We start from the raw sequence: 11632 nt of genomic DNA on the forward strand, positions 1-11632 counted from the left end.
GTGAGTGGCGACGTGAGCGGCGCCGACGACAGGGCGATCGTCGATCAGGGCGTCGGCGAACCGGATCATCTGCAGCGGCTCTGGACGCCGCACCGGATGAGCTACATCGCCGAGTCGCCGATGAAGAAGGGCGCCGATTCGTCGCAGTCGTCCCAGCCGTTCACCGACATCCCGACCATGGCCGACGAGGACGGTCTGGTGGTCGCGCGCGGTGCGCAGGTGTACGCGGTGCTCAACCTCTACCCGTACAACCCCGGCCACCTCATGGTGGTGCCGTATCGGCGGGTGTCCGAACTCGAGGACCTCACCGACGCCGAGAGCGCCGAGCTGATGTCGTTCACCCAGCAGGCGATCCGGGTCATCAAGGCGGTGTCGCGGCCGCACGGCTTCAATGTCGGGCTCAACCTCGGGCACTCGGCCGGCGGATCGCTGGCCGAACACCTGCACATGCACGTGGTGCCGCGCTGGGGCGGGGACGCCAACTTCATCACGATCATCGGCGGTTCCAAGGTGATCCCGCAGCTGCTGCGCGAGACGCGGTCGCTGCTGGCCACCGAATGGGCCCACCAGTCCGGGGCGCCGCGGGGGAGTGCGAGCAACGGGGACGCGAACTCGTGAGCAACGTCTACCTCATGACGCGCGCCGCCTACGTCAAGCTGTCGCGGCCGGTGGCCAAGGCGGCGCTGCGGGCGGGATTCACCCCGGACAGCATCACCATCCTGGGCACGGCGGGCTCGGTGCTGGCCGCGCTGACGCTGTTCCCGATGGGGCAGCTGTGGTGGGGTGCGGTCGCGGTCTCGTTCTTCGTGCTGGCCGACATGCTCGACGGCGCCATGGCCCGCGAGCGCGGCGGCGGCAGCCGGTTCGGGGCCGCGCTGGACGCGACGTGTGACCGGATCAGCGACGGCGCGGTGTTCGCGGGGCTGCTGTGGTGGGCGGCGTTCGGGCTGGACAGTCCGTCGCTGGTGGTCGCCACACTGATCTGCCTGATCACCTCCCAGGTGATCTCGTATGTGAAGGCCAGGGCCGAGGCGAGCGGGCTGCGCGGGGACGGCGGCATCATCGAGCGCCCGGAGCGGCTGGTCATCGTGCTGGCCGGGGCCGGCCTGTCGGATCTGCCGTTCTTCCCGCTGCCGTGGGCGCTGCCGATCGCGATGTGGGTCCTGGCCGTGGCGAGCATCGTCACCGTGCTGCAACGCCTGCACAGCGTGCGCACGTCGCCGGGGGCGATGGACCCGCTGCCGGTCCCCGGCGAAGAGAAGCCGGCGGCGGACGACCAGTGACCGCGCTCGGCGGCCGGCTGCCCGGCACCGACCAGCTCACCGACTGGGGGTATGCGGCCGGCTGGCGGCTGGTCCGCGCCGTCCCGGAGGTGGTGGCCCGCAACGCGTTCGACGCCGGCGCCCGGTATTCGTCGCGTCACGGCGGGCCGCCGCAGCTGCGCAAGAACCTGGCCAGGGTGGTCGGTGTGGCCCCGGCCGAGGTGCCGGATTCGCTGATCCGCGCCTCGCTGGCGTCGTATGCGCGGTACTGGCGGGAGGCGTTCCGGCTGCCGTCGATGGACCACGCCGCGTTGGGCCGCGAACTGACCGTGGCCGGCATCGACCACCTGTGGGCCGCGCTCGACGCCGGCCGCGGCGCGGTGCTGGCGTTGCCGCACAGCGGCAACTGGGACATGGCCGGGGTGTGGCTGGTGCAGAACCACGGCACGTTCACCACGGTGGCCGAACGGCTGCGGCCCGAATCGCTGTTCAACCGGTTCGTCGCCTACCGGGAGAGCCTCGGTTTCGAGGTGATCCCGCTGTCCGGCGGCCAGCGGCCCCCGTTCGGGCTGCTGTGTGACCGGCTGCGCGACAACCGGGTGGTGTGCCTGATGGCCGAGCGCGACCTGACCCGGCTCGGGGTGCAGGTGGAGTTCTTCGGTGAGCCGACGCGCATGCCCGCCGGATCGGCGAAGCTGGCCGTCGAGACCGGTGCGGCGCTGCTGCCGGTGCACTGCTGGTTCTCTCGTGACGGATGGGGCATGGAGGTGTTCGCGCCACTGGACACCTCGGGCGGTGACATCGGTGCGATCACCCAGGCGCTGGCCGACCGGTTCGCCGCGAACATCGCGGCGCACCCCGAGGACTGGCACATGATGCAGCCGCAGTGGCTGGCCGACCTGTCCGAGTCGCGGCGCGCCCGCCTGGAGGCGTGATGCGGATCGGGATGGTGTGCCCGTACTCGTTCGACGTGCCGGGCGGGGTGCAGTCCCACGTGCTGCAGCTGGCCGAGGTGATGCGCGCCCGCGGGCACACGGTCAGCGTGCTGGCGCCGTCCTCACCCGGCGCCGAGCTACCGGATTACGTGGTGTCGGGCGGTAAGGCGGTGCCGATCCCGTACAACGGGTCGGTGGCCCGGCTGCGGTTCGGCCCGGCGACGCACCGGATGGTCAAGAAGTGGCTGATGCGGGGGGACTTCGATGTCCTGCACCTGCACGAACCCAACGCGCCCAGCCTGTCGATGCTGGCGTTGCAGGCCGCCGAGGGGCCGATCGTCGCGACCTTCCACACCTCCACCACCAAATCCCTGACCCTGTCGGTGTTCCAGGGCATCCTGCGGCCGTACCACGAGAAGATCGTCGGGCGCATCGCCGTGTCGGATCTGGCGCGGCGCTGGCAGATGGAGGCGCTGGGCTCCGATGCCGTCGAGATCCCCAACGGGGTGGACGTGGCGTCGTTCGCGGGTGCGCCGCTGCTCGACGGCTACCCGCGGCCCGGCCGCACCGTGCTGTTCCTCGGCCGCTACGACGAGCCCCGCAAGGGCATGGCGGTGCTGCTCGGCGCGCTGCCCGCGCTGGTGGCGCGCTACCCGCAGATCGAGATCCTCATCGTCGGCCGCGGCGACGAGGCCGGCCTGCGGGAGCAGGCCGGCGCGCTGGCCGGGCACCTGTGCTTTCTGGGGCAGGTCGACGACGCCACCAAGGCGGCCGCGATGCGCAGCGCGGACGTGTACTGCGCCCCCAACACCGGCGGCGAGAGCTTCGGCATCGTGCTGGTCGAGGCGATGGCCGCGGGCACCGCGGTGGTGGCCAGCGACCTCGACGCGTTCCGCCGGGTGCTGATGGACGGGACGGCCGGTCGCCTGGTGGCGGTCGACGACGCCGATGCGCTGGCCGCCGGGCTCATCGAGATGCTGTCCGACGACGCGGTGCGCGAGCGTTGCGTGACGGTCGCGTCGGAGGCCGTCCACCGCTACGACTGGTCGGTGGTGGCGAGCCAGATCATGCGGGTGTACGAGACGGTCGCCGGGTCGGGCACCAAGGTGTCGGTGGCCGGCGCGGGCCGTAGTGAGGCGATCCGGGGTCGGTCGTGACGGTGTGGCTGATCGTCGCGGTCGCGATCCTGGCCGCGCTGGTCCTGTTCGTCGCCGGCTGGGCGTATCAGACCGCCCACCGGCTCGACCGGCTGCACGTGCGCTACGACCTGAGCTGGCAGGCCCTCGACGGCGCGCTGGCCCGCCGCGCGGTGGTGGCCCGCGCGGTCGCCGCCGACGCCTACAACGGGGCGCCGGAGGGCAGGCGGCTGGCCGCGCTGGCCGACGCCGCGGAACGGGCGCCCCGCAGTGCGCGGGAGGCCGCCGAGAACGAACTGTCGGCGGCGCTGGCGCTGGTGAACCCGGCGTCGCTGCCGATGGCGCTGGTGGCCGAACTCGCCGACGCCGAGGCGCGGGTGCTGCTGGCCCGGCGGTTCCACAACGACGCCGTGCGCGACACGCTGGCGCTGCGGGAACGCACCCCGGTGCGGCTGCTGCGGCTCGGCGGCACCGCGGCGCTGCCCACCTATTTCGAGATCGCCGAGGCGGCGTCGCGCGACGTCGAGCCGGTCAAGCCGCGCACGTCCGCGCGGGTGGTGCTGCTCGACGAATCCGGTGCCGTGCTGCTGCTCTGCGGGTCCGACCCGGCCGCGGGCACCCGCACTCGCCCGGCGCCGCGCTGGTGGTTCACCGTGGGCGGGGCCGTGGAGGCGGGGGAGACGCTGGCGCAGGCCGCCGCGCGCGAGCTGGCCGAGGAGACCGGACTGCGCGTCGACCCCGGGCAGCTGATCGGGCCGGTGTGGCGGCGCGACGCGGTGTTCGACTTCAACGGGTCGGTGATGCACAGCCAGGAGATGTTCTTCGTGCACCGCACCGCGCGCTTCGAACCGACGGCCACGGGGCACACGGTGCTCGAGCGCCGCTACATTCACGGCCACCGCTGGTGTGATGCGACAATGATCCGCGATCTGGTCGCCGGGGGTGAAGCCGTCTATCCGCGCCAGCTCGCCGAGCTGCTGACGCAGGCCGTCGCACTCACCGACGAGCCGGCGGATCGGGCGCAGGCGCCCGAAGTGCAGATGATCCGCTGATTGCGGATTCCATCGAATCGGCGACCCTACTACACTGGATCAGTAGCGATTCGGAGGAGATGGCAGTGGAAACCGTAGCGAACGGTCCGGAACAGAACGGTTCGGCTGTGAACGGCTCGGGGCAGACCGGCACCGCGCGCGTCAAGCGCGGCATGGCCGAGATGCTCAAGGGCGGCGTCATCATGGACGTCGTCACCCCGGAGCAGGCCCGGATCGCCGAGGGCGCCGGTGCCGTCGCGGTGATGGCGCTCGAGCGGGTGCCCGCCGACATCCGCGCCCAGGGCGGGGTGTCCCGGATGAGTGACCCCGACATGATCGAGGGCATCATCGATGCGGTCACCATCCCGGTGATGGCCAAGGCCCGCATCGGTCACTTCGTCGAGGCTCAGATCCTGCAGAGCCTGGGTGTCGACTACATCGACGAGTCCGAGGTGCTCACCCCGGCCGACTACGCCAACCACATCGACAAGTGGCGCTTCACCGTGCCCTTCGTGTGTGGTGCCACCAACCTGGGCGAGGCGCTGCGCCGGCTCACCGAGGGTGCGGCGATGATCCGCTCCAAGGGCGAGGCCGGCACCGGCGACGTGTCCAACGCCACCACCCACATGCGCAGGATCGGCGGCGAGATCCGCCGGCTGACGTCGATGAGCGAAGACGAGCTGTTCGTGGCCGCCAAGGAGCTGCAGGCCCCGTACGAGCTGGTGCTCGAGGTGGCCCGTAACGGGAAACTGCCGGTGACGCTGTTCACCGCCGGCGGCATCGCCACCCCGGCCGACGCGGCGATGATGATGCAGCTGGGAGCCGAGGGCGTGTTCGTCGGCTCGGGCATCTTCAAGTCGGGCAACCCGGCCGAACGCGCCGCCGCGATCGTGAAGGCCACCACCTTCTACGACGACCCCGACGTGCTGGCCAAGGTGTCGCGCGGGCTGGGCGAGGCGATGGTCGGCATCAACGTCGACGACATCCCGGTCCCGCACCGGCTCGCCGAGCGCGGCTGGTAAGGGCGGCGATGAGCGCCTGCGCGAAGAGCGGACAGCACTGACACGTGGCGATCGAAGAGATCCTCGACCTGGAGCAGCTCGAGGTCAACATCTATCGCGGCGGTGTCTTCAGCCCGGAGTCGGGGTTCCTGCAGCGCACGTTCGGCGGCCACGTCGCCGGGCAGTCGCTGGTCTCGGCGGTGCGCACCGTCGACCCGAAGTTCGCGGTGCACTCGCTGCACGGCTACTTCCTGCGCCCCGGCGACGCGCGGGCGCCGTCGGTGTACCTGGTGGAACGCATCCGCGACGGCGGGTCGTTCTGCACGCGCCGGGTGAGCGCGATCCAGCACGGCGAGACCATCTTCACCATGTCGGCGTCGTTCCAGACCGACCAGAGCGGCATCGAACACCAGGATGCGCCGCCGGTGACGCCGCCCCCGGACGACATCCCGGATTTCAAGTCCGCCAGCAAGGTCTTCGACGACGCCAGCTTCCGGCAGTTCGACGAGTGGGACGTCCGCATCATCCCGCGCGATCAGCTGAACAAGCTGCCGGGCAAGGCATCGCAGCAGCAGGTGTGGTTCCGCCACCGCGATCCGCTGCCCGACGACCACGTGCTGCACATCTGCGCGCTCGCCTACATGAGCGATCTGACGCTGCTGGGTTCGGCGCAGGTCAATCACCCGGAGGCGCGTAAACACCTGATGGTGGCGTCGCTGGACCACGCCATGTGGTTCATGCGGCCGTTCCGGGCCGACGAGTGGCTGCTCTACGACCAATCCTCGCCGTCGGCCTGCGGCGGGCGGTCGCTGACCCAGGGCAAGATCTTCAACCGCTACGGCGAGATGGTGGCCGCGGTGATGCAGGAGGGTCTGACCCGCTACCCCCGCAACTTCACCCCCGGCCGGGAGTGAGCCCGCGCGTCGGGGTGCTCGCACTGCAGGGCGACACCCGTGAGCACCTGGCCGCGCTGACCGAGGCGGGCGCCGAAGCCGTCACGGTCCGTCGCCTGTCGGAGCTGGAGGCCGTCGACGCGCTGGTCATCCCCGGCGGCGAATCGACCGCGATGAGCCATCTGCTGCGCGAATTCGAACTCCTCGAGCCGCTGCGCGCCCGCCTCGCCGAGGGTATGCCGGCGTACGGGTCGTGCGCGGGCATGATCCTGCTGGCCAGCGAGATCCTCGACGCCGGTGCCGACGGGCGGCAGGCGACGCCGCTCAAGGGCATCGACATGACGGTGCGCCGCAACGCCTTCGGGCGTCAGGTCGACTCCTTCGAGGGGGACATCCCGTTCGAGGGCTTCGACGGTCCGGTGCACGCGGTGTTCATCCGCGCCCCCTGGGTGGAGCGCGTCGGTCCGGACGTGGAGGTGCTCGGCCGCGCCGGGGACCACATCGTCGCCGTGCGCCAGGGCCGCATGCTGGCGACGTCGTTCCATCCGGAGGTCACCGGCGACCGGCGTGTGCACAAGATGTTCGTCGACATGATCTCCTGACGATTTCGGCGTCGTTGGTTGCGATGAGCGCGACCAACGACACCGAAATCGCTAGGGGGACAGCGTGGGCAGCAACAGCCGCGACGACGAGCGGACGGTGTTGAGGCTGCTGGTCCCGACACTGGCGTGGCGGAAGTTCATGATCGCCGGCGTGGCCGGATCCTGGTCGTCGCTGGTGAGCACCAGCCGGATGCGGTGGCCGGCGGCGAAGCGGCGGGCGTTGGGCACCAACGGAATCCGGTAGGTCACGTCGTCGCCGATGGGCACAGCCATGGCGGTGCGGCAGGGCAGCACGGGGGCCCCGGGCCGGCTGGCCTCCTCGTCGACCTGCCGCAGACCGGCGCGCAGCCAGCCGGCGGTGACGTCGTCGACGGTGCCGTCGGGTCCGACGTCGCACAGCGTGACCATCCACGCGGTGTCGGCGGCGGTGGCCGACGCGACGAGCTGCAGCTCGATGTCCCCGACCACGTCGAGGGGTGTCGGCAGCGGTGCGCTGGTCCATTCCAGGCGCGCGGGCGGATCGATGGCGCTGGGCGTGACCCGGCCGAGCCCGGCGCCCAGCGTCATGTACTGCCGCGCGCCCGGGTCTCCCTCGTCGTCGTCGAGGCCGCCGTCGGCCCGCAGGGCCAGCTCCCGCAGCCGCGCCGGCGCGGGCGGCCACCGGTCGGCGGTGTGCCAGCCGTCGTCGGCGCCGGGCAGCGCGTAACGGATCGGCTCACCGTCGGTGATCCCGGTGTTGCGGCCCTTGAGCCAGTGGTCGAACCAGGCCAGGGCCTCGGTGTGCAGGCTTTCCCACGGCCACGTCAGCCCGTAGCGGTCAAGCATGCCCACGCGCACATCAGGGTTGTGCCTCAACGCTTTCCACACGACGAACGTCGAGGGCAGGTGCAGCGGGACGTTCTCCCAGTCGCAGCCAAGATAGACCGGCACGTCGATGTTGCGCAGCAGCGGCGCCAGGTTGCGGGCGTCCCACCAGTCGTCGCGGGTGGGATGTTCGACGTTGACCGCCAGCCAGAACTCGTCCCACGGGTGCGGATCGTGGGCCAGCTTGAGCATCTGGCGCAGCATCGTCACCGCCGCCTCGCCGTTCATGGTGCCGAACTTGCGGTGCAGCGGCGGCGCGTGCAGCACCTTGCGGGCGAGCTCGAGCGGGAGGCTGCGCCAGAAATTGCTGCTGCGGGCGGCGGTCAGCCCGACCATCGACAGGAACGGCGTGACGAACGACGCGCTCACCAACCCGTGGTGGGAGGCCGCCTCGTACAGGTCCGCGGTGACGGCGACCGGGAAGATCGCCCTGAGGTGCGGCGGGCGTTCGACCGCGGCCTCGAGCTGGGTCATCGCGAAGTAGCTGATACCGATCATGCCGACGTTGCCGTCGCACCAGGGCTGGGCGGCCGCCCACTCGACCAGGTCGTGGCAGTCCTGGCGCTCCTGCTCGTCCATGAACCCGAACGTGCCGCCGGACCCGCCGGTGCCGCGCAGGTTGGCGATGACGTGCACGTAGCCGCGGGAGACCCAGAACGGGGTGTTGCCGGCTTCGATGAAGCCCATCGGCGCACCCAGGTCCTGAATCTGACGGGGGTAGGGCGACGCGGCGATGAGGGCGGGGAAGCGGCCGTCGGCGTCGGGGCGGTGCACGTCGGCGAGCAGCGTGGTGCCGTCGCGGACCGTGATCTCGACGTCGTCGTCGCGGTGGATGCGGTATCGGGACTCGCTCAGGTTGCGGTAGTCGCGGCCGGTCGTCTGCGGACCGTTCAGGGCGGTGACCATGAGTCTCACGCTACGTTGAAACTAGTTTCAACGCAACATGAAACTCTTGGTACGCTGGACCACATGCCGAAGAAGCTCCCGCCGGGCCCGCGCGACGAGCGCGGCGTGCTGTCGGCGCGCATCCTCACCGCGGCGCGCGAGCAGTTCGCCGCCCACGGCTTCGCCGGCACGACGTTGCGCGCGGTCGCCCGCGCCGCCGATGTCGACCCGGCGCTGGTCTATCACTACTTCGGATCCAAAGAGGGGTTGCTCGACGCCGCCACCGACCCGCCGCAGCGCTGGCTGGAGAGCGTGGCGCGGACCTGGGCGACGCCGCCGGCCGAACTCGGGGCCGCGCTGCTGCGGCTGATGCTCGGCGCGTGGGCCGATGAGGAGATCGGGCCCGTCCTGCGGGCCGTGTTGCTCACGGCCGCCCATGACGAGACGACGCGCGAGAAGCTGCGCCGGGTGGTGGAGGGCAGCCTGATCGGCGTCTCGCAGCTCGGCACCGATCAGCGGGACCGCCAGCGCCGCAGCGGGCTCATCTCCTCGCAGATCATGGGGTTGGCGCTGATGCGGTACGTGTGGCGGGTCGAGCCGGTCGCGTCGATGACCGACGACGAACTGGTCGCGGCGGTCGCCCCGAACCTGCAGCGCTACGTCGAGGGCGATCTGACGTGACATCGGCCCAGGTCGGCACACGGTGCGGCGATGGGCCCACGTAGACTCGAACACCGGACTCGAGCAGTGAGTGAAAGAGGTAGCACGACTCATGAGCGGCCATTCCAAGTGGGCCACCACCAAGCACAAGAAGGCCGTCATCGACGCGCGGCGCGGCAAGATGTTCGCCAAGCTGATCAAGAACGTCGAGGTGGCCGCGCGGGTGGGTGGTGGCGACCCGGCCGGTAACCCGACGCTCTACGACGCGATCCAGAAGGCCAAGAAGAGCTCGGTGCCCAACGACAACATCGAGCGGGCCCGCAAGCGCGGCAGTGGGGAAGAGGCCGGCGGCGCCGACTGGCAGACCATCACCTACGAGGGGTACGGCCCCAACGGGGTGGCGATCCTCATCGAGTGCCTCACCGACAACCGCAACCGCGCCGCCGGTGAGGTGCGCGTCGCGATGACCCGCAACGGCGGCAACATGGCCGACCCGGGGTCGGTGTCCTACCTGTTCTCCCGCAAGGGCGTCATCACGCTCGAGAAGAACGGCCTGTCCGAGGACGACGTGCTGATGGCGGTGCTCGAGGCGGGCGCCGAGGAGGTCAACGACCTCGGCGACAGCTTCGAGGTGCTCTGCGAGCCGACCGATCTGGTCACGGTGCGCACCGCGCTGCAGGACGCCGGCATCGACTACGACTCCGCCGACGCCGGTTTCCAGCCGTCGGTCACCGTGCCGCTCGACGCCGAAGGCGCGCGCAAGGTGATGAAGCTGGTCGACGCGCTCGAGGACAGCGACGACGTACAGGACGTCTACACCAACGCCGACATCCCCGACGAGATCCTCGCCCAGATCGAGGCCTGACCCTCAGCTCGTCAGGAAGGCTCCGATCGCGGCGGCGGTGGCTGCCGGCTGGTCGAGCATCACCAGCACGTAGGCGTCGTCGACCCAGCCCAGCGTCCCGCCGGTCAGCGCCGCCAGCCGCGTCGCGTGCGCCGCGGGCATCACCGGGTTGCGGCTCCACAGCACGAGCACATCGCCGTCGAACTCGGCGAGCCGTTCGGTGGCCCGGATCAGCTCGGCGCCGTCGAACCGGGTGCGGCAGTACTCGACCAGATCGCGCCGGATCCGCCGGTTGGTCAGCCCGTGGGCGAACCAGGCGTCGACGATGTGCTGCGGCACCGGTTTCGCGGCCATCTGGCCGAAGATCAGGTACTGCCGGCGTAGCCACGCCACCTTCAATTGCCGCATCGCCAGCGCGACCGTGAGCGGGCTGCGGCTGGCCAGCCATGCCACCTTGCCCGGCCACCCGGGCGGGAAGTTGTCGAACGCCTCCGACGGGCAGATCACCATCCGCGCGACGCGCTTGTCGCGGCCGAGGTCGGTGAGCAGCAGCGGGCCGCCCCAGTCGCTGACCACCAGTGTGGCGTCGACCAGGTCGAGCGCGTCGAGGACATCGGCGACGATGCCGACCATGCCCGGCATCGTGAGATCGGCGTCGTCGCGCATCGGCGTGCGGTGCCCGCCCAGCGGCAGTACCGGCAGCAGGTAGCGGAAGCCGCGCGGCAGGTGCGGTAGCGCGAGGTCCCACTGGGTGTCGTTCATCAGCAGCCCGTGCAGCAGTACGACGGGCGGCCCGTGCGGGTCGCCCTCCTCGCGGTAGTGGATGGTTCCGGCGGTGACGTCGATGGTGCGCACGGCGAGCCTCTCGTTAGAACGATCATTCTAGAACGTATGCTCTAGTGTGGAGCGAGGAGGCACTCGATGGCAAGGTCCACCAGGGAATCGATCCTGACCGCGACCGCTGAGCTCATGCGCCACCGCGGGTACGCCGCCGTCGGCATGAAGGACATCGCCGCGGCCTCCGGGGCGCCGATCGGGTCGATCTACCACCACTTCCCCGGCGGTAAGGTGCAGATCGCCAGGGAGGCGCTGATCAACGCCGGCGCCGCCTACGCGCTGCTCATCCCGACCGTGGTCGACGGCTACACCGACCTCGGCGCCGCGCTCGAGGGCGTCTTCGCGCAGGCCGCCGAGGACATGGCCGCCACCGGGTACGCCAACATGTGCCCGGTCGCCTCGGTGGCCGCCGAGGTGGCCGACACCGTCGAGGAGCTCCGCGCCGTCACGGCCGGGGTGTTCACCGGGTGGCTCGACGCCGGGACGGCCTACTTCACCGCGCGCGGGCTGCCCGCGGCCGGGGCGCGCGAGGTCACGGTCGCGTTGGTCGCGGCGCTGGAGGGCGCGTTCGTGCTGGCCCGCACGCTGCGCGACACCGAACCGCTGTCGGCGGCCGGCCGGGTGCTCGGCCCGCAGTACCGCGGCGTGGCGCTGCGCCCGGCGGTGCCGGCGCGGACCTGAG

The 11632-nt window shown here is 71.0% G+C and carries 13 protein-coding genes; 11 read left to right on the forward strand and 2 right to left on the reverse strand.

Annotated features, from left to right (window positions below; all coding sequences use genetic code 11):
* From E4P42_RS20770 to pdxT, 8 genes are read left to right on the forward strand one after another with little or no spacing between them, the layout of a single operon-like run.
* Complete coding sequence (locus E4P42_RS20770; protein WP_209305836.1) at positions 1-618, forward strand: HIT domain-containing protein; 618 nt, start codon at positions 1-3, stop codon at positions 616-618.
* The gene (pgsA, locus tag E4P42_RS20775) at positions 615-1283 is read left to right on the forward strand and encodes a phosphatidylinositol phosphate synthase (protein WP_135127965.1); all 669 of its coding nucleotides are present in this window, start codon (positions 615-617) and stop codon (positions 1281-1283) included. Before E4P42_RS20770 ends, pgsA begins: the two co-directional genes overlap by 4 nt.
* Positions 1280-2197: a phosphatidylinositol mannoside acyltransferase gene (locus E4P42_RS20780; protein ID WP_135127966.1), complete on the forward strand. Its 918-nt coding sequence runs from the start codon at positions 1280-1282 to the stop codon at positions 2195-2197. The genes pgsA and E4P42_RS20780 overlap by 4 nt, the downstream gene beginning before the upstream one ends.
* The gene (locus E4P42_RS20785; protein ID WP_135127967.1) at positions 2197-3354 is read left to right on the forward strand and encodes a glycosyltransferase family 4 protein; all 1158 of its coding nucleotides are present in this window, start codon (positions 2197-2199) and stop codon (positions 3352-3354) included. The genes E4P42_RS20780 and E4P42_RS20785 overlap by 1 nt, the downstream gene beginning before the upstream one ends.
* Complete coding sequence (locus E4P42_RS20790; protein ID WP_135127968.1) at positions 3351-4385, forward strand: NUDIX domain-containing protein; 1035 nt, start codon at positions 3351-3353, stop codon at positions 4383-4385. The genes E4P42_RS20785 and E4P42_RS20790 overlap by 4 nt, the downstream gene beginning before the upstream one ends.
* Before the next feature lie 59 nt (positions 4386-4444).
* The gene (gene pdxS / locus E4P42_RS20795; protein ID WP_135127969.1) at positions 4445-5386 is read left to right on the forward strand and encodes a pyridoxal 5'-phosphate synthase lyase subunit PdxS; all 942 of its coding nucleotides are present in this window, start codon (positions 4445-4447) and stop codon (positions 5384-5386) included.
* 44 nt (positions 5387-5430) lie between these two features.
* Entirely contained in the window at positions 5431-6279 is an 849-nt protein-coding gene (tesB, locus tag E4P42_RS20800) for an acyl-CoA thioesterase II (protein ID WP_135127970.1), read from the forward strand.
* A complete protein-coding gene (pdxT, locus tag E4P42_RS20805; RefSeq protein WP_135127971.1) occupies positions 6276-6860 on the forward strand; it encodes a pyridoxal 5'-phosphate synthase glutaminase subunit PdxT in 585 nt (194 codons plus the stop codon). Before tesB ends, pdxT begins: the two co-directional genes overlap by 4 nt.
* Positions 6861-6911: 51 nt before the next feature.
* Here pdxT and E4P42_RS20810 read toward each other — a convergent pair whose 3' ends face one another.
* Entirely contained in the window at positions 6912-8630 is a 1719-nt protein-coding gene (locus E4P42_RS20810; protein ID WP_135127972.1) for a CocE/NonD family hydrolase, read from the reverse strand.
* A gap of 63 nt (positions 8631-8693) precedes the next feature.
* Between E4P42_RS20810 and E4P42_RS20815 the strand changes: the two genes are divergently transcribed.
* Positions 8694-9290 carry a TetR family transcriptional regulator gene (locus E4P42_RS20815; RefSeq protein ID WP_209305837.1) on the forward strand — a complete coding sequence of 199 codons (597 nt, stop codon included), beginning with the start codon at positions 8694-8696 and terminating at the stop codon, positions 9288-9290.
* Positions 9291-9381: 91 nt separating this feature from the next.
* A complete protein-coding gene (locus E4P42_RS20820; protein ID WP_135127973.1) occupies positions 9382-10134 on the forward strand; it encodes a YebC/PmpR family DNA-binding transcriptional regulator in 753 nt (250 codons plus the stop codon).
* Between the two features lie 3 nt (positions 10135-10137).
* On the opposite strand, the gene E4P42_RS20825 is transcribed toward E4P42_RS20820, so the two are convergent.
* Positions 10138-10968, reverse strand: coding sequence for an alpha/beta fold hydrolase (locus E4P42_RS20825; protein ID WP_135127974.1), 831 nt, complete (start codon positions 10966-10968; stop codon positions 10138-10140).
* 66 nt (positions 10969-11034) lie between these two features.
* Here E4P42_RS20825 and E4P42_RS20830 point away from each other — a divergent pair, with 66 nt between their 5' ends.
* Positions 11035-11631 carry a TetR/AcrR family transcriptional regulator gene (locus E4P42_RS20830; protein WP_135127975.1) on the forward strand — a complete coding sequence of 199 codons (597 nt, stop codon included), beginning with the start codon at positions 11035-11037 and terminating at the stop codon, positions 11629-11631.
* Position 11632 lies beyond the last annotated feature (1 nt).

The sequence above is a fragment of the Mycobacterium sp. PS03-16 genome, assembly GCF_004570325.1.
Lineage (GTDB): Bacteria > Actinomycetota > Actinomycetes > Mycobacteriales > Mycobacteriaceae > Mycobacterium.